At 63.4% G+C, this 21,966-nt stretch carries 20 protein-coding genes and 1 pseudogene; 11 read left to right on the top strand and 10 right to left on the bottom strand.

Features of this window, described 5'->3' with window-relative positions; all coding sequences use genetic code 11:
- From B3M53_RS05120 to B3M53_RS05100, 5 genes and pseudogenes are all read right to left on the bottom strand, one after another.
- Positions 1-506 (bottom strand): annotated as a pseudogene (locus B3M53_RS05120) (hypothetical protein); the annotation flags it as partial.
- 136 nt (positions 507-642) lie between these two features.
- Positions 643-2,640, bottom strand: a complete 1,998-nt coding sequence (locus B3M53_RS05115) for a TonB-dependent receptor plug domain-containing protein (protein WP_286799712.1) — start codon at positions 2,638-2,640, stop codon at positions 643-645.
- Between the two features lie 26 nt (positions 2,641-2,666).
- Complete coding sequence (locus B3M53_RS05110) at positions 2,667-3,170, bottom strand: hypothetical protein (protein ID WP_286799711.1); 504 nt, start codon at positions 3,168-3,170, stop codon at positions 2,667-2,669.
- A gap of 170 nt (positions 3,171-3,340) precedes the next feature.
- Entirely contained in the window at positions 3,341-4,324 is a 984-nt protein-coding gene (locus B3M53_RS05105; protein WP_286799710.1) for a P1 family peptidase, read from the bottom strand.
- 106 nt (positions 4,325-4,430) lie between these two features.
- A complete protein-coding gene (locus B3M53_RS05100; protein ID WP_273020411.1) occupies positions 4,431-6,851 on the bottom strand; it encodes a TonB-dependent receptor plug domain-containing protein in 2,421 nt (806 codons plus the stop codon).
- A 170-nt stretch (positions 6,852-7,021) separates the two neighbouring features.
- On the opposite strand from B3M53_RS05100, the gene B3M53_RS05095 reads away from it, so the two are divergent.
- Together B3M53_RS05095 and ggt are read left to right on the top strand one after the other, a co-directional pair.
- Positions 7,022-7,972 (top strand): LysR substrate-binding domain-containing protein, encoded by a 951-nt coding sequence (locus B3M53_RS05095; protein WP_084683458.1) that lies wholly within the window; start codon positions 7,022-7,024, stop codon positions 7,970-7,972.
- Between the two features lie 48 nt (positions 7,973-8,020).
- On the top strand, positions 8,021-9,763 hold the full coding sequence (gene ggt, locus B3M53_RS05090) for a gamma-glutamyltransferase (RefSeq protein WP_273020410.1): 1,743 nt from the start codon (positions 8,021-8,023) through the stop codon (positions 9,761-9,763).
- A 58-nt stretch (positions 9,764-9,821) separates the two neighbouring features.
- Here ggt and B3M53_RS05085 read toward each other — a convergent pair whose 3' ends face one another.
- Positions 9,822-11,291 (bottom strand): RimK family protein, encoded by a 1,470-nt coding sequence (locus B3M53_RS05085; protein WP_273020409.1) that lies wholly within the window; start codon positions 11,289-11,291, stop codon positions 9,822-9,824.
- Complete coding sequence (locus tag B3M53_RS05080; RefSeq protein ID WP_273020408.1) at positions 11,288-11,836, bottom strand: GNAT family N-acetyltransferase; 549 nt, start codon at positions 11,834-11,836, stop codon at positions 11,288-11,290. The genes B3M53_RS05085 and B3M53_RS05080 overlap by 4 nt, the downstream gene beginning before the upstream one ends.
- 202 nt (positions 11,837-12,038) lie before the next feature.
- Here B3M53_RS05080 and B3M53_RS05075 point away from each other — a divergent pair, with 202 nt between their 5' ends.
- Together B3M53_RS05075 and B3M53_RS05070 are read left to right on the top strand one after the other, a co-directional pair.
- Entirely contained in the window at positions 12,039-12,224 is a 186-nt protein-coding gene (locus B3M53_RS05075) for a hypothetical protein (RefSeq protein ID WP_022701440.1), read from the top strand.
- 75 nt (positions 12,225-12,299) lie between these two features.
- Positions 12,300-12,467 (top strand): hypothetical protein, encoded by a 168-nt coding sequence (locus B3M53_RS05070; RefSeq protein ID WP_273020407.1) that lies wholly within the window; start codon positions 12,300-12,302, stop codon positions 12,465-12,467.
- Positions 12,468-12,517: 50 nt separating this feature from the next.
- On the opposite strand, the gene B3M53_RS05065 is transcribed toward B3M53_RS05070, so the two are convergent.
- Genes B3M53_RS05065 through B3M53_RS05055 form a run of 3 tightly spaced genes read right to left on the bottom strand, consistent with a single transcriptional unit; the run spans position 12,518 to position 16,187 of the window.
- A complete protein-coding gene (locus B3M53_RS05065; RefSeq protein WP_273020406.1) occupies positions 12,518-13,984 on the bottom strand; it encodes a sensor histidine kinase in 1,467 nt (488 codons plus the stop codon).
- 26 nt (positions 13,985-14,010) lie between these two features.
- A complete protein-coding gene (locus B3M53_RS05060) occupies positions 14,011-15,432 on the bottom strand; it encodes a dihydrolipoyl dehydrogenase family protein (protein WP_273020405.1) in 1,422 nt (473 codons plus the stop codon).
- A complete protein-coding gene (locus B3M53_RS05055) occupies positions 15,429-16,187 on the bottom strand; it encodes a TVP38/TMEM64 family protein (protein ID WP_273020404.1) in 759 nt (252 codons plus the stop codon). The genes B3M53_RS05060 and B3M53_RS05055 overlap by 4 nt, the downstream gene beginning before the upstream one ends.
- 269 nt (positions 16,188-16,456) lie before the next feature.
- On the opposite strand from B3M53_RS05055, the gene B3M53_RS05050 reads away from it, so the two are divergent.
- From B3M53_RS05050 to B3M53_RS05020, 7 genes are all read left to right on the top strand, one after another.
- Positions 16,457-17,119, top strand: a complete 663-nt coding sequence (locus B3M53_RS05050; protein WP_273020403.1) for a glutathione S-transferase family protein — start codon at positions 16,457-16,459, stop codon at positions 17,117-17,119.
- A gap of 140 nt (positions 17,120-17,259) precedes the next feature.
- A complete protein-coding gene (gene rpmH, locus B3M53_RS05045; RefSeq protein ID WP_022701434.1) occupies positions 17,260-17,394 on the top strand; it encodes a 50S ribosomal protein L34 in 135 nt (44 codons plus the stop codon).
- A 23-nt stretch (positions 17,395-17,417) separates the two neighbouring features.
- Positions 17,418-17,813 carry a ribonuclease P protein component gene (gene rnpA, locus B3M53_RS05040; protein ID WP_022701433.1) on the top strand — a complete coding sequence of 132 codons (396 nt, stop codon included), beginning with the start codon at positions 17,418-17,420 and terminating at the stop codon, positions 17,811-17,813.
- Between the two features lie 15 nt (positions 17,814-17,828).
- The gene (yidC, locus tag B3M53_RS05035) at positions 17,829-19,841 is read left to right on the top strand and encodes a membrane protein insertase YidC (RefSeq protein WP_273020402.1); all 2,013 of its coding nucleotides are present in this window, start codon (positions 17,829-17,831) and stop codon (positions 19,839-19,841) included.
- Positions 19,842-19,937: 96 nt separating this feature from the next.
- Positions 19,938-20,504 carry a ribosome biogenesis GTP-binding protein YihA/YsxC gene (yihA, locus tag B3M53_RS05030; RefSeq protein WP_022701431.1) on the top strand — a complete coding sequence of 189 codons (567 nt, stop codon included), beginning with the start codon at positions 19,938-19,940 and terminating at the stop codon, positions 20,502-20,504.
- A gap of 60 nt (positions 20,505-20,564) precedes the next feature.
- Positions 20,565-21,542 (top strand): DUF1036 domain-containing protein, encoded by a 978-nt coding sequence (locus tag B3M53_RS05025; protein ID WP_273020401.1) that lies wholly within the window; start codon positions 20,565-20,567, stop codon positions 21,540-21,542.
- The coding region (locus B3M53_RS05020; RefSeq protein ID WP_349678820.1) for an HAD family hydrolase at positions 21,539-21,966 on the top strand (428 nt) is incomplete at its 3' end. The genes B3M53_RS05025 and B3M53_RS05020, both read left to right, overlap by 4 nt.

Genomic DNA, 21,966 nt, shown 5'->3' with positions numbered 1-21,966 from the left:
AGATTGACGATATCCGCGTTCATTTGTGCGAACACTTCATCAAACGGCTCGACAAAACCGACGGCGCTGGCGAAATCCATTTCCAGCATGGAGCCCACGACCTCAAGGCCGCCGGCGTAAAGCTCCAGCTGTTCGTCAAGATTGGCGAAGACGGCCTGACTCTCCGGGCCGGCTTCGGCGCCCATCAGGGCGAAGCTTTCACGCAGCTCCCCCACGCGGGCGATATAGCCGTCAAAAGCGGCGAATACGTCCACCGACTGCCCCGCTGCGACAGCGGTCAGCGTCTGGTAGACATCAGCGTTCAGGGATTCGGTTTCAGTTCTCAGGGAATCGAGCGCAATGACGCCCGTCAGGCGCTGGACGGTTTCTTCCTGGCTTTTGGCCACCCCGTTGAGGGCGAACCCGCCCATCAGGGCGATGCCGATCAAGGCCAGAACCGCCAGAGCCGGCGCGACGCCAAACTTGAGCGAAAATGGCCAGTCATTAAATCTCAGACGCTTGAACATGATAGCGCGACCCCTTGTAATCCCAGCGCGAGCATATGGTTATCACCAACCTAAGCCTGATAGTTTAATAGGTTATGGATGCTCGTTGCGGCATCGCCGCCCCGTCACAGACGAGGCGGCGATACAATCAGGCCTTTTAGAAGTTCGCCCGCAGGCTCACCCAGTACCGCGCCTCGGTCTCATAAACCGGGGTGGTCAGCTCGCCATCATCGAAGTTGACGTTCTGGGCCGTCAGGGACAGGTCCAGATTGTCGGTGAGGGCGTAGCTGGCGCGGCCAGAGAAGGACACATGACCATCGATCTCACGCGATGACACCAGGCCGAAAACCGGCTGGAACGGCATGGTCGTTTCCGACACATAATTCATGTAGCCGTCCAGGCTCAGCTTGCCGCCCGTCCAGCCCACATGGGCGTTGAAAGTATGCTCGGGCGTCACGCCTTCAAAGTCCGTCAACGTCGTCGTCGGGAACGGCGTCAGATCATCTTCAACAGACTTGTAGGTATAATTGACGTCCCAGTTCACGCTCTCGCCGATCATGCCCGCGAGCGAACCTTCAAAGCCCCAGATGCGGCTCTCGCCACGATTGCCGAACACATAGGCTGGCAAAGGCGCATTTGGCGGGAACAGCTCAGGCGCACCGCCCAGAGACGACTTCACGTCATCAGTGTTCTGCCAGAACAGCGCCGAGCGCAGCTGAACGCCATTGGACAAGGTGCGATCATACGCGACTTCCAGATTGTCCACGATCGCCGGCTGGATCGACGGATCGCCGATCAGGACCGCAGTGCCAACCGGCAGCAGGAAGCCCATGTCGAACATGGTTGGCGCCTGAATGCCGCGGGCGGCGGAGAGGCGAACCGTGCCGCCGAATTCCGGCGTGTAGACCAGAGCCGCGTTATAGCTGAACTCTTCGATGCTGACGTCAAAGTCAGCTTGGGTATACGGATAGAGCGCCGGGTTCGGTGAGCCGTCACGGCTCCAGTCCACCATGTCATAGCGAACCGCCAGAGTGGTCTCCAGCGAGCTGGAGAACTTGTGGTTCCACATGCCAGAGAACGCCAGGGTCTCATAGTTCAGATCACCGGCCGTCGGATCCGGGAAGGATGCGGTCTGCGCGGTGCGAAATTCGACCGCCACGCGGACCGTATCATTCGTACCGATCTTGATCAGATCCTGCAGCTTGAACGAAGTCAGTTCGCCTTCAAGATCGCCGAAGCTGTAGGCAATCTCGGAATCGTTGCGATACGCGCTGAACGTGATGTAGCCAAAATCAGTGTCCGCCCCGAGCTCGCCTTGATACGAGGTCAGATCATATGAGTTGGCGACAGAGGTATAGACCGAGCTGAGCTCAAGCGTATTGGCTTCAGACTGGGTGTATTCGAAGGTCAACCCAACCTTGTCGGTGAACTGAACCGTACCGCCGAGTGCGAAATGTTCGCGCTCGAAATCAGGGTTGGCGGCGCGCAGGGTGTTGGCTTCGATCGCGTCCGGCTCAACGTCAAAGTCGCGAGCATCCGTACGGCCATAGCTGAAGCGCAGAGCGATCTGGTCATTGAGCGCGCGACCGCCAGACAGGCGATATTGCTGGTAGCCGTTGGTGCCCACTTCCGCCGTACCGTTGGCGTAATCACCATAGGCCGGGTTGCGGGTGATGATATTGATCACGCCGGCCACAGCGTTGAAGCCGTAAAGCGCCGACTGGGGCCCTTTGACCACTTCGATCTGCTGGATCTCTTCCAGGGTCACCGGCAGGGTCGACCAGGCGGTGTAGCCATAGCTGTCGAGATAGACTTCGCGGCCGTTCACCAGCACCAGAAGGCGCGGAGTGTAGGGCGTGGCGGCGGAGCGGATGCCCACTTCGCCCTGGCCCATGGAGAACCGGGCCACATCCACGCCGCTGTAATGGCGCAGAATGCCGGGGAGGTCGTATTCCGGCGCACTGGCGATATCATCTTGCGTGATGATGATCATCGTTGCGGGCACTTCGGTGGAGCGCTGCGGCGCACCGGTAGCGCCGGTAGTCACCGGCTCGCCGAACATGTCGCCCATCACCTGATAGTCGATGGACTGGGCGTTGGCGGCTGCGGAGGTCGCGATCAGCGCCGCCGCGGAATAAAGCAGGGTATTTTTCATCGTCTCGATTCCTTAGGAGGCGGCGTTTAGATTTCTTCGACCATCATGGCGAAAGCGGTGGAGAAGCTGACGGAGGCTGAGCTAGCAGCCGCGTTGTTCACCACAATGCGCACGGAGGGCTCGCTCTGGACGCCCATCACGCAATTGCCGGCCTGCACGCAGGCCATGTCTGTAGAGACTGTCATCACGCCGGAAGAGGTGGCCGCTTGCACGGCGCCCGCGTCAGAGGCTGCCCCCCCGACGAACATGGCGGCATGTACGCCGCTGACCGCCTGGCCCAGCGGGACAAGCTGACCGTTCAGGGTCACGCGGCCTGCGCTGAGACCGCCGGCCATGGCCGCGTTCAGTGCTTCGGCTTCCGCCTGGCTCGCCGGATCAAACACGATAGCGACGGTCCGGTCAGAACCGGACGCGCCCTCAAGGAAGCTGAGAGCCCGACCGACCACAGCCAGGTCGCGCTCGGTTGTTTGCGCGGTGGCCGCGCTGCTCAGCAGCAGGGCCAGGCCGGCTGCACTTAAAATGCGGATCATTCTCAAACCCCAACACAAGTATAGTGAACTCATTCACTGCAGGGATGGAGCAAAGCCGTGAACAGCCTCTTAATCGAGTGTTCCCCACTCAGGGGAATTGGGGAAAAGCCCTATAAAAAACAAATGTATACAGAAATGCTTTTTTAGTTGGGGAGTTATTGTCGCATTCATCAAGGTCGTGCTTGATGCACCGCACGGGCGATTGAACGCGTTAAGCAATCGGCTGCCAGATTTCCCAACCGAGTCAGTGTATAGGCTGACGGCTCGGGCAAATCCCGGCGTTCGGTCGACAGAGCAAAGACCACATCACCGTCGAACGGGGCATGTACAGGACGAATCGCCCGCGCCAGTCCGTCTTGAGCCATCACAGCCAGACGTTGTGCCTGATCCTTGGTCAAGCGCGCGTCCGTCGCGACCACAGCAATGGTCGTATTTCCCAACGGACGTCCATCGAGCTTCGCCGCGCCCCACTCGCCCGGCTCCATCCGGAAATCCGGGGCCGGACGCTGGCCGCCAAACTCGCCGTCAATCTCATAGGGCCAGGCCCAGAACGCCTCACTGCCCGGCATGTAGACAGAGCCGAAACAGTTCACGCAGGCGAGCGCGGCGATGGTGATGCCGTCCTCGGTTACAATACTGGCCGACCCGGTCCCGCCCGGATGCGCGCCGGCTTGCGCGCCATATCCCGCACCCGCCCTCCCCTGGCGCAATGGCTCCTCGCCCGCCATGCGATACGCGGCGGCCCCAAGCCCGGCGTAAGGGGGCGCATTGCTCCAGGACTTGTCCCCACCATTGGCGAGATCATAAAGGATTGCGGCGGGCACGATCGGCGTCGGCGGCACGCCCTCCATCTCCATCAGGGCGAAACCCCGGCCATCCTTGCAAAGCTCGGCCGACACCCCGTCCGCCGCCGCCAGGCCGAAGGCGGATCCGCCCGACAGGCACACCGCGTCCACCCGTTCCACCAGACGCCCCGACGCCAGCGCATCAGTTTCACGGGTTCCCGGCCCCCCGCCCGCCACGTCCACACTGGCGATCGAGGGCGCATCGCAGACCACCACCGTCACACCTGTATTGACGGCCTTATCCTCGACCTGACCCACGCGCAGGCCGGCGATGTCGGTGATGTCATTCTTCGGGCCGGGACGGGCCATGGCGCACTCCTTCATGTCAGGCGCGCAAAGACTAGCGGCGCCGCGATAAAAAACGACCCCCGCCAGAGCACTCTGACGGGGGTCGTGGTCACAAGCAGGTGTGCGCTTACCAGGCGTAGCGAATGCGTCCGTAGATATAACGTCCCGAGAAGCCGAACGGGCTGAAGCCGGAGAACGGGAAGATATCCGAGAACGTCCCCGCCAGGTTGGGATCAAGCGACGTGGCGTCGGGATACTCGTCAAACAGATTGTTCGCCCCGAAGGACACGGTCAGGCCTTCAAAGACATCTGCAGAGAATTCCGCGTCCACAATGGTCTTGGGATCCAGCACTTCATCGCCCGATCCATCCGCCGCCGAGCCCGGATCGACCGTCTCGCCGAAGCGGGTAGCGCGCAGCACGCCGCCAAAGGCGCCGCGGGTCCAGTTGACCGAACCGATCAGCTTGTCATCCGGCTGGCCCTCTTCAAAGCGCGCGATTTCCCGACGCGCGAACAAGGTCACGCCCGGAAGCACTTCAGAGCTTGGCGCCTGGGTGACCTCGGTGTCGTTGCGGTTATAGCCCAGAGTGAAGTTGAAATCACCGAACCGCTCGGTGTCCACGCCATAGGTCGCCACCACATCGACGCCGCGCGTCTCGGTCTCGACCCCGTTGATGAAGAAGCGCGCACGGGTCACGCCGTTGACGCCCGCCGCCTGCAGGAGGCTCTCCACCGTCGCGCCCGAGAGGTTCTCAGACAGGACGATGCGGTTGTCGATATCAATGGCGTACGCGTCCACGGTCAGGCTGAAAGCGCCCTGGGTGAAGACAACGCCGCCCGAATAGTTCATCGACTCTTCAGCATCGAGCGGTTCACCGCCCAGCGCAGCAGCGACGGCGCTGTCAGCGGGGAAGGTGCCCACTTCGACAGGCGTGGGCGGCGTCCCAACAAAGACGGTCGAAGTGGACGTGAAATAGGCCTGCTGCAGCGACGGCGCCCGGAAGCCGTTGGAAATCGCGCCACGAAGGGCGAGGCTGTCACTCAGCTCATAGCGCGCAGACACGCGGCCCGTCACGGTCTCGCCGAAGTCTGAATAGGTCTCAGCCCGCACGGCGCCCGTCAGCAAGAGCCGGTCTGTGACATCAGCTTCGAGGTCGAGATAGACGCCAAAGGAATCGCGGTCTTCATCGACCTCATTGCCCGGCTGGAAGCCTGGAAAGACCTGGCTGCCGCCCGCTTTGGTCGGATCGCCCGTGATATAGCTGGCTTCCTCGCCCGCTTGGATTTCATACCCTTCAAGGCGATATTCAGCGCCAAACGCCACCGAGAGCGGTCCGGCGAATCCATCCAGATCATAAGAGCGGACGAAATCGAGATTGCCGGTGATCTGGTCATAGATCAGCGAACCGGCGTCAAACGACGTCGGGCTGGATGCGCCCAGGGACGTGTTGAGCGAATTCTCCACGCCATAGGCCAACTCGTTGCGGCCATAGCCCAGGGACGCGTCCCAATCCCAGCCGCCAATAACGCCGCGCGCACCGCCCACAGCTGAGAAGTCCTCGATATCGGTGGTGATCAGCGGCAGGAAGCCGTCCGGATAGATCGCCAGCACATTGCGGCTGTCCTGAGCGCGGCGATAAAAGCCGGCCGCCTCGCCTTCGCGGGACTGATAGCCCGCCCAGCCGTAAAGCTCGGTCGTTGCATTGATCGGCAGGCCTGCATTGGCGAAGAAGGAGAACGCTTCCGCGTCCGCCAGGCCAAAGCGGTGATTGATGCGATCAAAAGTCTGCTCACGCGGGTCGAGCCCGCCGCCAGGCAGGCTGGGATATTGCTGGCGCGGATCGGGGCCGGCGCGGTTGGTGGGCGCGCGATCAAGATATTCCGCCGACAAGGTCAGGAACCCGTCTGCGCCGAGCGGCAGCCCCACCCAGCCCGAAAGGTTGACGGTTTCGCCGTCGCTGGCGGAGCGCTCGCCCGTAGTCAGCGGAATATCCGTGGCGTAACGGCCATAAGTGGCGCTGACCTGTCCGCCTTCGCTGGCTTCACGCAGTTGAACATCAATCACCCCGGCGATGGCGTCAGAGCCATATTGCGCCGAAGCGCCGTCCCGCAGCACCTGCACCTGGCCGATCGCGGCGGTGGGAATGGTGTTGAGGTCCACAGCGGCGGAACCACGCCCGACCGAACCGCCCAGATTGACCAGGGCCGAGGCGTGACGACGGCGCGAATTGACCAGGACCAGCGTCTGGTCCGGCCCCAGGCCGCGCAAGGTCGCCGGGCGCACATGGTCAGTACCGTCGGTGATGGAGGGGCTTGGGAAGTTGAACGACGGCAAGCTGTACGCCAGCGCCGCGTTGAGTTCGGTGATCCCGGTGTTTTCAAGCGCGCTGACATCCACCACGTCAACCGGCGCTGTGGTTTGAAGCGCGGTCCGGCCCTCGGACCGGGTTCCCACCACCACGATGGTGTCGTCAGTGTCAGCGGATTGTGCGTAAGCCGTCGCAGCCGTCAGCGCAGCTAATGATACGGCGCCCAAAATCTTTTTCATTGTGTCACACCCTTTTGCTCAAAAGACACAAAACCAGTGCACCCCTCAATGCACGCACACCTTCGTCATAAAATATACCTGCTATATCAAATGGCAGATATACGTACGACGATGGATCAAGCGAAACGCTGAACGATGTCGCAGCGCAACACAATTGAGCAACACTGAAGATGGATTTAGAAAATCTAACTCTTAGCCATGCACCGCCCTTGCCGCTCAACGCCTTGCGGGCGTTTGAGTGCGTGGCCCGTCACGGAAGCGTGACCCAGGCGGCCGCAGAACTGGGGGTGACGAGCGGCGCCGTGTCTCAACAGATCCGGCTGCTGGAAGAGCTGATCGGCACGAAACTGACCGTCCGCGCCGGGCGCGGCGTGGCGCTGACCGCCCAGGGACGCGCCACCGCAGAAATGGTCCATGACGCGTTTCAGCGGCTGCGCGAAGCCAGCGTCCGGTTAAGCGCGCATCAGGACCCTGGCCTGATCCGGCTGGGCGCGCCTGGTGCGTTCGCGGCGCGGTGGCTGTCATCTCGCATCAATCGCTTTGAAGCCGAGCATCGCGACTATCGGGTGCAATTGGTGACGGACCCCGCACCTGAAAGCCTGCACCGGTTCCAGCTGGACCTGGAAATCCGGTTTTCAGACACACCCCCTTCTGGTGTCCAGGCGCTGGAGCTTTTGAGCGAAAGCCTTACGCCTGCGCTTTCACCGACCCTGCTGGGACCAAAACCGGACCTTGTGAACTGGCGCACCGCCGTTGAGACCATGCCGCTGGTCCATCATGAGCGCACGGGCGGCGAACCGGTGGGCCCCAGTTGGGCGCAATGGCTGGCTCAACGCGGCGTCAAACGCGCCGACACGCTGAGCGGGGACCGCTACAACCGCCACGACCATGTGCTGGAAGCCGCCGTTCATCAGCGCGGCCTGGCGCTGGCGCGACGCAGCCTGGCGGAACCCGACATCGCCGCCGGTCGTTTGGTGTTCTTGATCGGCTCTGGCGTGACCCCGCTTGGTTGGGGGTATCATATTGTCTGGCCAGACGGTCGCGCGCTGCATAGCGCTGCACGGCGATTGAAAGACTACTTGATGGACGAGGCCCGTCCGTTCGAAACTCCCGGCCTGTAAAACGGCCCAGACGCGAAACCGGCCTCCAAAGGGCTGTGAAAGGACTCCATGACCCGCTTCACCTTGCTGACCGCCGCCTCCGCCTTCGCCCTTGCGGGCTGCAATGCGCCGTCCGAAACAAGCCCGGCGCCGTCAACTGAAGCGGAGGCGCCGACCGCCACGGCGCCGGTGGCCGGCATGGTCGCCGCCGCGAACCCGGACGCCGTCGAGGCCGGGCTCGCCGCCCTGCGCGCCGGCGGCGATGCGGTAGACGCCGCCATCGCGGTGCAGACCGTGCTCAGCCTTGTGGAGCCGCAAAGCTCGGGCATTGGCGGCGGCGCCTTCATGGTCCATTACGAGGCGGATACCGGCGAGGTCAGCGTCTATAACGGACGTGAGCGCGCGCCGATGAGCGCGGACGAAGACCTGTTCATCAATCCCGAAACCGGCGCCCCCTACCCTTATGTTCAGGCGTGGCGCTCGGGCCTGTCCACAGGGGCGCCCGGCGCCATCGCCATGCTGCACATGGCCCATTCAGAGCATGGCGAGCTGGATTGGGCGGAGAATTTCACTTTCGCCATCGACCTCGCAGACACCGGCTTTGAGGTCGCGCCGCGCCTGAGCAATATCTCCCAGCGCATGGCCGGCTTCACCGACATGGAAGAGAGCGGCGCCGCAGCCCGCTATCTGTTTGACGAAAATGGCGAGGCCTGGCCCGTCGGTCATGTGCTGACCAATGCCGATTATGCCGACAGCCTGCGCCTGATCGCGCAGGACTGGCGCAATTTTTATGAAGGCGATCTCGCCCAGGCCATCGTCGCCACGGTCAATGAAGCGCCCCGACCCGGTTATCTGACCGTGGAGGATCTGGCGAACTATGAGCCTGAAAAGGTCAGCGCTTTGTGCTCGCCCTATCGCGGCTATCAGATTTGCTCGGCTCCCCCGCCCGCCTCGGGCGGGATCGCGGTCGGCGCCATTCTGGGCATGCTGGAAACCTTCGACATGAGCGCGCATGGCCCTGAAACAGCGGACGGCTGGGCGCTTTTCATCGAGGCGAGCCGGCTCGCCTATGCCGATCGCGATCATTATGTGGGCGACACGGCGTTCGTGGACGTGCCGGTCGAGGGGCTTCTGGACCGCGACTATCTCGCCGCGCGCGCCGGGCTGATTGATCCCGCCCAGGCCATTCCCGCCGTCACCCACGGCACGCCGCCGGGCGCTGACGAGCAGCCCGACGACGCCACCGATGATCGTCCCGGCACCAGCCATTTCGTGATCATGGATGCGGACGGCGATGTGGTCTCCATGACCACCACGGTGGAAAGCCCGTTCGGGTCCGGTCGCATGGTGGGCGGGTTCTTCCTCAACAACCAGCTGACCGACTTCTCCTTCATCGCGCGGGACGAGGACGGCCGCCTGCTGCCCAACGCCGTCCAGCCGGGCAAGCGCCCGCGCTCGTCCATGTCGCCCACCATCGTGCTCGATTCAGACGGCGCGTTTGAACTGGCCACCGGCTCGCCGGGCGGCAATTCGATCATCGCCTACACGGCCAAATCGCTCGTCGGCATGCTCGATTGGGGGCTCAGCCCGATCGAGGCGGCCGCCCTGCCCAATGTGGTCGCGCGCGGGGACACGGTGAATATCGAAGAAGGCTTTGATGAAGCCCTCATGGCCGAGCTGCGGGATCGCGGCTTCACCATCCAGGGTGGACGCGGGGAGAATTCCGGCATCCATATCATCCGCGAACTGGAAGACGGCACGCTGATCGGGGCCGCCGACCCGCGCCGGGACGGCATCGCCGAACAACCTTAGTTCGGCAAGCCGTGTCAGACGTGAGAAAAGGGCCGCGCGCTGCGCGGCCCTTTTGCATTCAGCGTCCGGCGGACAGACGTTTTTCCAGCCGGGTCGAGAACCAGTCGACGATGGCCTTCCACAGCGCGTCTTTCAGCACCGCGCCCTCGACAGACTGCTCCAGATTGGGGTTGTCATTGATCTCCATGACCATGACGCCCTGATCGGTCTGTTTGAGGTCCACGCCGTAAAGCCCGTCGCCGATCAGCCGAGCGGCGCGCACGGCGGTTTCGACAACCTCCTGCGGCGCGTCTTCGATGGCGAGGGTGGATGTGCGCCCCGCGGTCATCTTGCCGTTCTCGCCATGCTTGACGATCTGCCAATGCCCTTTCGCCATACCATAGCGGCAAGCGAACAAAGGCTCGCCGCCCAGCACGCCGATGCGCCAGTCAAATGTGGTCGGCACAAAGCCCTGCGCGATCAGAAGCGCGGTCTCGCCGAACAGGCGTTTCGCGCCCGCCTGCAATTCCTCAAGCGTATTCGCCTTGACCATGTCCAGCCCGAACGAGCCGTCCGGCGTTTTCAGGATCACCGGCGCACCGAGGCGCTCAAACACCTTTTTAAGGTCTGACTTCTTGTCGATGACTTCCGTGGGCGGGATGGGCACGCCGGCCTTTTCCAGCAATTCCTTGAGATAGACCTTGTTGGTGCAGCGGATCATCGACACCGGATCGTCGATCACCGGCATGCCTTCCTGATCGGCGCGACGGGCGAAGCGATAGGTGATGTTGTCTATGGCTGTGGTCGCGCGAATGAACAGGGCGTCAAACTCGGCCAGGCTTGGCAGGTCGTTGGTGTCGAGCACCTCCACATCCACGCCCATCCTGCCCGCGACCTCCACAAGGCGGTTGATGTCGGAGGGTTGCGAGGGCGGGGTGTGTTCGTTGGGATCGACCAGCACCGCCAGCGACCATTTCGCCACGGCCCGCGCCTTGGGCGATCGCACCGCGCTGCGCGTATAGCCCGCCAGCGACTCCAGGAAGAAAGCGCGTTGTTCCGCGCTCATCTTGTGAAGCGGGACGGGCCGGATGCGGGTGATGCGCGGCGTGCGCTCATGGCTGATCTCAAGCTCCAGCGCCGGCGTGCGGAACCAGTCACTGACCTCACGCGCCAGACGTCCATAGCCGCTGTGCGGCGTCTTGGAGAAAGCGATGAACACCTCTTCCACAGGCGCGGCGCCCTTGCCCAGAATATCGGTCAGCCGGGCGTTGAGGTCCGGCAAGGCGTGCGCGTACAAATCCTTGCGCGACAGCTCCACCATGGTCTGCACCGTCGGGCTGACCCGGTGGCCGCGCGCCTCCGCCAGCAGCGCGGCGTAATACCCCGCGCCCTGATAGGCGTAGGATCGCGCGAGATTGAGCACATAAGGCCGCCGCGCCGCGAACAGGGCGGGGCTCGTTAGATAATCTGACACCCGCATCACCTTGTGGGGCGTTTCGGTCTGCTTGAGGTCTGACTCGCTCTCAACCAGGATCAGCCAGTCCGTCATCGTGTCTGTGTCTCCGCAGGTCCGCTCGGGACCTCTTTGTCCATGATCAACGCAGCTGTTCCGTCCGCGTAATGCGCGGGCATGACGCCGCGATCCTCAAAGCCGCACTTGCGATAGAGGCTGCGGGCCGCGGCGTTGTCGGGACGCACCTCAAGACTCACCCGCGCGCAGCCTGCGCGCCGGGCATAGGCCAACGCCGCCTCCACCAGCGTCCGCCCGACGCCGCGCCCCTGAGCGCGCGGATCCACCGCCAGCGAATAGAGGCGCATCGTCTGCGATCCCTTGCGGGTCAGCACGACCGCCGCCCCCAGAACCTCTGTCTCAGCTGTATCCGAAACCGCCACGACAACGCATCCCCGGCGCGCGATGAACCGCCGCCAGCTAGCTGCGGAAATCCGGTCGCCTTCAGTGAAGAGCGTTTCGAGATGCATCAGAGCAGGAAGGTCCGAAGCCGTTGCGGCGCGGACGCTGACGCCTTGCGTCATGGACGCCAGAACTCCACAAGCTGACAGTCCGGTCCGCGCGCCCTCGCGCAGCTCCGCCATTGCGGCGGTCAATACGCCCGAAGCACGAAGCCTGCAACTGAAAACAAGGGCAGACCCGGATTTGAAACAATTTGTTTTCAGGCGCTAAAAAACTCCACTTGCCGAAAACAGAGTTCAGCCGTCATCTATTGGACGTGACGCCGCTCGCGTCGCGACGCCGTAGCATTCGCCGGCGCCTATCTTGTTATGGAGAGTGTGCGCCATGCGCACGCAATATCAGTCCTCAATCGCCAGCTCGGCCCGTTCGGCCATGTTTGGTGGTGAAGCCGCCTCTCTTTACAGACCCAGCAGCTCTGACGCCCGCCTTCATCCCGGCGCGGAAACTCCGCGACCGCGCAAGGTTCGCGCACGCGATCTGTGGGCCATGCTGTCCGCCGTCGGCCGATAACCACCGACCGGACGCCTAACGGGCGGGCCTCAGACCCGCTCGGTTTCCAACTCTAAACCTTCAGGATGATCGGCCATGGCCGGATTGAAAAAAACGGGCCCCGCCCAGAAAGCCAAGAAACGTCGCGCCACGCCGCCGTGGACGCCCAGCTATCCGTTCGAAACGGATCGCTCGGCGCGCTTCAACCCGCATCGCCGGAATAGCGTCGAGCACCGCTATGATGCAGAGTTTGACGAGCTCTAGGCTCTGAATGAGCGAGAGGACAGACCGGACAGGGTCGCCGCCTGTCTGGTCTAGCCGCCCATGGCCGGAAGGCGCACTTCAAAGACGGCTCCCGCGTCGGAACTGGTCTTGAGATAGACATCGCCGCCCATCACCCGCGCCAGCTCGCGCACGATGGACAGGCCCAGCCCGGACCCGCCCCTGGAGCCCGTACGCCCGAACGGCTCAAACAGGGTTTCTGCAATCCGGTCCGGCACGCCCGGCCCGGTGTCGCACACCTCGACCAGAACATACTCTCCCTCGCGCGACAGACGGGCGCGGACATGGATCAAAGGAGAGTCAGATTTCTCCATCGCCTGCAGCGCATTGCGAAACAGGTTGAGGAAGATGCGGTGCAGATGGTCTGGGTCCGCCTGGGCCTGCAGACTCTCGTCAATCTCATTGCGCCAATCCGCTGCGCCAGTCGCTGCGAAAGCGTCGCCCGCCGCATCGTCCAGCGCCGCGCGCAAAACGACCAGCTGCAGCTCGGGCGGACGCTCTTCAGACCGGCCATATTGCAGCGTGTCCTCACACAGGCGGATGCCGCGATCGACCGCGCGCACCAGACGCGCGCCCATGGCCGCTACCCGGTCATCGGCATTGGTGGCCAAACGATCGGAAATCAGCTGGGCGCTGGTCAGCACATTGCGCAAATCATGATTGATGCGCGCCACCGCCCCGCCCAGCGCCGCCAGCCGTTCACGCTGGCGAAAGGCGGTGCGCACTTCATCCTGCATCGCCGCCAGCGCGCTTTCGGCTTCGCCGATTTCATCAGAGCGACGGGACAGCGCCACGGTGCAGGCGGGATTGCCGGGGTCTTGCTGGAACTGGGTCATCGCCTGGGCCAGCTTGCGCATGGGGCGCACGAACATGAACATCAGGCACAGATAGATCAGGCCGCCGGTCATCACCGCGATGAAGATCGACAGCCAGAGCACCCGGCCTGAATATGCGTAGAGATCGCGCTTCAGCCCGGCTTCAGGCACCACGACGCTGACCAGACCCACCTCGCCCGCCATGGGTTCGTCAATGATCAGCAGATACCGCCCCTCAGGCGCCAGGAACACGCCGATCGTGTTGAAGATGCGCTCAAAGAGGTTCTCTTCCGCCAGCATCACTTCCATCACCGGCGCCGCGCCGATGCCGCCGGGGCGCGCCAGCAAGGGCACGTTCATGCCGTCATAAACCCGGCCGACGATCACGGCGTCCGCGCTGGTGAGCAGATTGGCGATCATCTCGTCGCCCAGCCCCATCTCGTCCGCGGTCTCCACCGCCAGCGAGGCGAGATAGGCGTCATCGGTGCGCTCTGTGAGCCAGTCAGACCGGTAATTGGCGGCGGAGGGGAAGAAAATCAGGATTTCCGCCAGCAGCACAAAGCCGATGGACAGGCCCAGCAACTTGCCCGGCATGGACAGGACCGCCTTGCGCACGGCCTTGATCGCCTGGATCGCAGCGGCCTGGCGCGCGGCGCCGTGCTGGTTGTTGACCCTGATCTCCACGCCGCCTCCCCAGCCGGTCTTGGGCTTTAGTGAAACGCGCTCAGCACGCGGGCGAGCAATTTCGCCATCGCGCCGAACACCACCGGTTCATAATAGGATCCCGCCGCACGCTTGAAGATCTCGCCGCGGGTCGGATACGGCGCCACCGGGCTGGTGAGATCGCGCACCGTACCGCCGCGCGACATCACGCCGCCAGCGATCTGGATCAGATCATCGGCGCGGGCGCCGGCCGCATGCGCGCCCAGCACCTTGCCGCCCTTGCCCAGGATCAGCTTGACGCCGCCGCGCACGTCCGATTCCGCAATGGCGCGGTCATTATCGTCAAACCCCCAGCTTGCAACTTTGATTTTATCGCCATGCTCGGCCCGCGCCTGCGCTTCGGTCAATCCGACCTGGGCGATGGGCGGATCGGTATAGACCGCGCCGGGAATGGGCTGAGAGGACTGACCGGTGCTCAGGCCATAATAGAGATTGCGCAAGATCACGCTGCCATGCCAACCCGCCAGATGGGTCAATCCGCCCTTGCCCGCAATGTCGCCCGCCGCCAGCACGCGCTTGTTCGAGGTGCGCAAACGGTCGTCGCAGACAATGCCGCGCGCATCGGTTTCAACGCCTGCGGCCTCCAGATTGAGACCGTCCAGCACCGGCTTGCGACCGGTGGCGACCAGGATATGGCTGCCGGTGACGCTTTGGCCGTCTGACAGAGTGACCGTGACACCCGTATCGTCATGGCTGACCTTTGTGGCGCTGAGGCCCGCATGCAAGCTGACGCCGTCGCTCATCAGGGCGTCGGTCACCAAAGCCGCATGTTCAGACTCAAACCGCGCCAGCGGCACGCCGGCTTCGATGATCGTGACGTCAGATCCCAGACGCCGGAACGCCTGTCCAAGCTCTGAGCCGATCGGCCCCGCGCCCAGCACGATCAGATGCTCAGGCAGGGTCTCCAGCGACCAGATCGTCTCATTGGTCAGATAGGGCGCGGCCGTCAGGCCGTCGATCGGCGGAATGAAGGCGCGCGTGCCGGTGGCGACCACGATGCGCTTGGCTTTCACCTCGACGCTGTCTGAGACGATCGTGTCCTCGTTTTCAAACCGCGCGTACTCGCGCACAACCTTGACGCCGAAGCCTTCAAACCGCTCCTGGCTGTCATTGGGTTCGATGGTGGTGATGGCGGTCTGGATCGTCTCGCGCACCTTGGCGAAGTCCACGCTGGGTTCGCCGACGGTGATGCCGTACCTGGACGCTTCACGGATGGCGTGAACCTTGTGCGCGGCGGTCAGGATCGCCTTGGACGGCACGCAGCCATAATTGAGGCAATCGCCGCCCATCTCGCCCGCTTCAAACAGGACAACCTTGCGGCCCAGTTGTGCGGCGCCGGACGCGGTGACGAGACCCGCCGCGCCTGCGCCGATAATGGCGAGATCGGCCTTGATGCGTTCGCGGCTCATGCGGCGTCTCCCTTGGACTGGGTCATCCGGCGATACACCACCGGCAGAACCGCCAGCACGGCGAACGCCACCATGGCGAAAATCAGTTCAGGCGTCAGAAGCGACCCAAAGGACGGCACGCCGGTATCGGCGGCGCGTTTGATGGTCGCGCCGACGGTCGCATACACATAGGCGCCGGGGATGACGCCCACCAGCGTGCCCAGCGCATAGGCGCGCACCGGAACGTTGAGCAAAGCGGTCGCGATATTGATGCCGAAGAAGGGCAAGACCGGGATCAGCCGCAAGATCACGACATAGGTGAAGGCGTCGCGCGAAAACCCGTCCTGCAGCTTTTTCACATAGCCGGGAAATTTCTCGCGCACCCAGTCAGCGAACGCGTAACGGGCGGCGAGAAAGATGATCGTCGCGCCGGCGGTCGCGCCGATCACGGCGACGCCGGTCCCCAGATAGGGGCCGAACAGGAAACCGGATCCGATGGTGAACCACAGCGCGCCCGGCACCGAAATGGCGACCGCGAGCGCGTAGAAGATCATGTAAGCGACGAGCGCCAGCACCAGATGGTCCTGAACCCAGCCGTCCACGCCGCGCAAAACGCCCTGTGCGCGCTCCGCATCCAGATATTGCGGCCCGCCCAGCGCGAAAAAGGCGACCAGCCCCGCAATCAGGACCACCAGCGGCGCCAACCGGCGCCAGAGCGGCTTGGCCGGCTTGGCCGCAGTCGGCGCGTCTTCAGTGGTGTGCTCGTCCGTTTCCATCGGGAAATCCCTTTTCTCGTCTCAGCGTTGTGACTGCATATAGACCGCGGTGTCGAGTAGGGGAAAACCACATCCCCACGACCGGGCATCACCTTGGTGTGAAAGTTTATTTCAAAATCACGCGCTTATGACGGGCCTGCGTAATTCTACGTGCGCAATGAACCGGATACCGCTCCGCGCCGTCACACGGCAGCTAGGTGCGCACAGGCGGCCCCACCGCCCTTTCCCAACGCGGGCGTGATCGCGCCCTGACAAGAAGGACGCGCACCATGTCATATCCCGATATCCAGCTTTTTACCGCAGCCACCATGAATGGCTGGAAACCGCTGATCTTTCTGGAGGAAGCCGGGGTGGAGTATGACCTTGTCAGCGTCGATTTCTCCACCCGCGCGCACAAGGCGCCCGACTTTCTGGCGCTGAACCCCAACGGCAAGATTCCCGCCCTGATCGACCGGGGCAATGATGATTTCGCCGTGTTCGAATCAGGGGCCATGCTGTGGTATCTGGCCGAGAAATACGGACAGTTTCTCTCCGAAGATTCCAATACCCGTTCTGAAACCCTGCAATGGCTGATGCTGCAGATGGGCGGCGTCGGTCCGGCCATGGGTCAGGCCATGTTTTTTGCGCGTTTCGCGGAAGACGCCGGTCAGGCCAGCGCAGCCGCGACCGCGCGCTTCACCGGCGAATCCCGCCGCCTGTTCGAGGTGCTCGACACCCGTCTTCAGGAGCGCGACTGGCTGGCAAGTGACGCCTATTCCATCGCTGACATGGCGATGTTCTCCTGGGTACGATGCCATTCCTGGGCGACCATTTCCATGGACGGGCTGGACCATCTCGCCGCCTGGATCGAGCGCCTGGATGCACGCCCGGCGGTGGCCCGCGCACTGCAACTTCCCAACCCGGCGCCGAAATTTCTGGCCCGGTACGACTGAAAAGCATGCTAAAAGTGCAGTTCATGGCCGCCTACAAAGGCGGTGGGGCGCTTGACTCAAGGCCCTACCTCCCGTATCCACCGCGGCTCGAATTTTGAAGCGCCGGGGGCCCGGCCGCTGATCCCAATGGGAGCCGAACCGTGAAACGTACATTCCAGCCGTCCAATCTGGTCCGCAAGCGCCGCCACGGCTTCCGTGCCCGCGCCGCCACCAAAGCCGGTCGTCAGGTTCTGGCGCGTCGCCGCGCCAAGGGCCGTAAGCGTCTGTCCGCCTAATTCAGGCGACAGTCGACACGACGATGTATCCAGATCGCGCCGCACGGATTACCGAGCGGCGCGATTTTTTGCGCGCGCGTGAAGCGCCGCGCATCGCCAGGCCGTCTGTTGTCATTCAGATGCTTGCGCGCAAGGATGACCCCGACGGACCGACCCGTGCGGGGTTCACCGCGACCAAGAAAATCGGCAACGCTGTGGCGCGTAATCGCGCCAAGCGCCGGTTGCGCGCAGCTGCGCGCCTGTTACTGCCCCTCCACGGGCGGCTCGGAACCGACTATGTGTTCATTGCGCGCGCTCAAACAGCGAACCGGTCCTGGCCGGCCTTGCTTGACGATGTCAAAGCCGCGTTGATAAGCCTCGCGCGGCGTGAGCGTGGATCGACGGGCGATCTGCGGGATCACACGCCCTCAAAGACGTAAGGGATCGTTCCTCCCATGGGTGAGAACCGCAACTTCCTGCTCGCGGCCGTCATAGCGATCGGCATCCTGCTCTTGTATCAGGTGTTCGTGCTCGATCCGATGGCCCGCGACCGGGAGGCCGCTGAAGCGGCCATAGCCGCCAGCCAGGCTGAAACCACCAACACGGACGACGCCCCTCAGGCGGAACCCAGCGCCTTCGCGCCCGGCAGCGGCGAGAACGGTCTCAGCCGCGAAGACGCGCTCGCCCGTTCCCAGCGCATTGAAATCCGCACCGAGGCGGTGTCCGGTTCGCTCTCGCTCACCGGCGCGCGCCTCGATGACCTGCAATTGCTGCGTTATGACACCGAAGTGGATTCCGGCGAAGCCGTCACGCTGCTGAGCCCGGAAGGCTTTGACGGATATCAGTTCGCCGCATCCGGCTGGCTGGGCGACGCCAATGCGCCCCAGGGCCTGCCGGGCCTCAGCACGCAATGGACCCTGGCGGAAGGCGATGTGCTGACGCCGGACACGCCCGTGGTCCTCGAACACCAGGCCGGCGACCTGACGTTCCGCCGCACCATCACGGTCGACGACAATTACCTGTTCACCGTGTCCGACAGTGTTGTGAACAATGGTTCGGCGGCGGTGTCGCTGCGTCCGTATTCGCTGGTGCGCCAGCATGGCGTGCCGCAGGACCTGCAAAACTTCTTCGTACTGCATGAAGGCGCGGTCGGCGTCGTGGACGGCACGCACTTCTCTCGCAAGTTCAAGAAATGGGAAGATGAAGGCCTTATCGAGCGCTCCGGTCCCGGCGGCTGGATGGGCATCACCTCCAAATACTGGCTCGCCGCCGTCGCCCCGCAGGATCAGGGCAATGTGCGCGCCCAGTTCCGCGTGGTCTCGCGCCCTGACCGTCCCGTTTTTGAAGCCAATTATCTCAGCGATGCGCAAATCCTGGCGCCCGGCGCCAGCCTGGAAGCGTCGAGCTATGTGTTCGCCGGCGCCAAGAAACAGCCCATCCTCGCCGCCTATGAAAACGAGCTGGGCATTGACCGGCTGACCATGGCGATCGACTGGGGCATGTTCTGGTTCCTGACCCGGCCCTTCTTCGCCGCCCTGCATTTCTTCTACGGCCTTCTTGGCAATTACGGCCTGGCGATCATGGTCGTGACCTTGCTGATCAAGCTGGTGCTGTTCCCGCTGAACAACCGCGCCTTCGCGTCCATGGCCAAGATGCGGTCCGCCGCGCCGAAGATGAAAGAAATCCGCGAGCGCCATAAAGACGACCCCCAGGCCCAGCAAAAGGCCATGATGGAGCTCTATCGCAAGGAGCGGATCAATCCGGTGGCAGGCTGTCTGCCCATCCTGCCGCAGATCCCGATCTTCTTTGCGCTCTACAAGACGGTGTTCATCTCGCTGGACGCGCGCCATGCGCCCTTCTTTGGCTGGATTCAGGACATGTCCGCGCCGGACCCGACCATGTTCGGCAATCTGTTCGGCCTGCTGCCCTATGACCCGTCCGGCATTCCGCTGATCGGTCAGATCCTGGCGATCGGCGTCTGGCCGCTGCTCATGGGCGTGACCATGTGGGCGCAGCAATCGCTGAACCCGCCGCCGCCGGACAAGATCCAGCGTCAGATCTTCGCGTTCATGCCGATCATCTTCACCATCATCATGGCGCCCTTCCCGGCCGCCCTGATCATCTACTGGTCGTGGAACAACACGCTGACCATCGCCCAGCAATACCTGATCATGCGCCGTCAGGGCGTGGTGACCGAGCTGGACCGCAACTTCTTCAAGGTCCGCGCCAAGCTCACCGGCTCGGCCGTGCCCGCAAAATACCAGGGCGAGGACACCCCGACCGCCACCAATCAGGTGATCGAGGGCAAGGTGGAGGAAGCCGTCACCGAACTGGCGGAAGACGCCAACGCTGACGCTGCGATCACAGACGGCGAAACTCCGGCCAACCCCGAGACGCCCGCGACGCCGGGTCGCCGGGTCAGCTCCAACCCCGCGGCGAAAAAGCCGCGCGGCGGCAAGAAGAAATAGGAGGCGGCCCTGACCGAGCCCTCTCCAGACGCCCAGGCTGAAACAGCGGCCCGCCTCGCGGCGGGCCGCAAGCTGTTCTCCGGCGAGATCGACTTCATGCTGGGCGTGGTGTCCATGGACACCTTGCCGGATTCCGACGTCCCCGAGATCGCGTTTGCGGGACGGTCGAATGTGGGCAAGTCCTCACTGATCAACGCCCTGACCGGCCGCAAGCAACTTGCTCGCGCCTCCACGGAACCGGGGCGTACGCGGGAGCTGAACTTCTTTGACATGCAAGGCCGGCTGCGCATCGTCGACCTGCCAGGCTATGGCTTCGCCAAAGCCCCCAAGGAGGTCGCTGCGCGCTGGACGCGGCTGACGCAGAACTATCTGCGCGGCCGGGTCAATCTCAAGCGGGTCTTCTTGCTGATCGACTCCCGGCACGGCATCAAGCCGTCAGACGAAGCGATCATGAAGGTTCTTGATAGCGCCGCCGTGGTGTACCAGATCGTTCTGACCAAGACTGACAAGCTCAAGCCCAGCGAAGCGCAGAAGCGCCTTGAGGAAACCTCGCAGAAAATCGCCCGGCGGCCCGCAGCCTTCCCGGTGATCTCAGCGACTTCAAGCGCCAAACGCGACGGGCTGGACGAGCTGCGCGGGGAAATCTCCACCCTGGCCCTGTAGCGGACCGGGACCACGCCCGTACTATGCAAAACGAGCGTGTGGAGCGACGGGAGCCTTGAGATGCTGAACCGGATCATTCTGGCCCTGGTGTTGATGCTGGGCTTTGGCGGCGCCGCCCAGGCGGGACAGGTCTGTAATGAGACCAGCTTCATGGTGGAGGCGGCCAAGGCCTGGCGCACGCCGTCAGGATTGGCGGTGGAAGGCTGGGCGAGGATCGCGCCGGGCGGCTGCGCCGAGATCGGCCCCGCCACCGACACCGAGCAATACCTCTATGCGCGCACCACCCGCGCCTATCTGGGCGGGGTGCGCGAATGGCGCGGCAGCCTGGACATCTGCGTGGATGAGGCGGACTTCGCGTTTGAGGGCGTCGCCGATTGCGAGACGCTGGGGCTTGAAACGCGCAAATTCCGGCAATTGACGGACGCCGAACGCGAGAGTGCGGTGCTTGTCGAAGTCGCCGATTTCGGCGACCGGGCCGAAGAGGCCGGGCTACAACGCCTGTTGCAATCGGCCGGGTACGACATCAACGTCATCGACGGCTATGCCGGTCGGCGAACGCGTCGTCAGGTCGCCGCTTTTGAAAGCGATATTGGCCGCAGTTTCGGCGCGGATCGGAGCGATTTGATCCAGGCGCTGCATGAGCGCGCGCTGGAGCGCAATACAAGCCTGGGCCTGCAAGTGTGCAATGATGCCAATCTGCCCGTCGGCGTCGCGGTGGCGCGGGCGGTTGGCGACGGATTTGAAACCCGCGGCTGGTGGCGCATCGCCCCTGGGGGTTGCGCCCAGACCCTGTCCGCCCAGCTGACAGGCGATGAGACCTATGTCTACGCCCAGCTGATCGACGGCGACGCGCTGCGTCCGCTGGCGTCCGGCACGGAAGCGTTTTGCATCACGCCCGCGCGTTTCACCAGCCAGACCCGCGGGGAGTGCGAAGCGTCCGGCTTTCAGCCCGCCCTGTTCCGGGCCGCGCCTGCCGCTGAGAACGGCGGCAGCGTGATGCGGCTTGATCTTGATGACTTTGAGGAACCCCTTCCGTGAACCGAACCCCTGACCTGCACCATGTGGACACCTGGGTGTTCGACCTTGATGAGACGCTCTATCCCGCCGACGCGGCGGTGATGAGTCAGGTCATCGACAAGATGACAGACTGGGTTCAGCGCGAGTTTTCAATGACGCGCGAAGAAGCGCACGCCCTGCAGCAGCATTACTACACCACTCACGGCACCACGCTGAACGGGCTGCTGGTCAACAATCAGGTGCGCGATCTCGCCGCGTTTCTGGATTTCGTGCATGACGTGGATCACTCCGTGATCACACCCGACCCTGAACTGGCCGACCATGTGGCCGCCCTCAACGGTCGCCGCATCGTCTACACCAACGGCTCGCGCAAGCATGCCGAGAAGGTTATCGACCAGCTGGGGCTGAACGGCCTGTTTGAAGACCTTTACGACATCGAAGCCGC

It is taken from the genome of Oceanicaulis sp. UBA2681 (assembly GCF_002354675.1).
Classification (GTDB): Bacteria; Pseudomonadota; Alphaproteobacteria; order Caulobacterales; family Maricaulaceae; genus Oceanicaulis; species Oceanicaulis alexandrii.
Note: the sequence above shows the minus strand (reverse complement) of the source record. Positions and strands in the feature narration are given on the sequence as shown.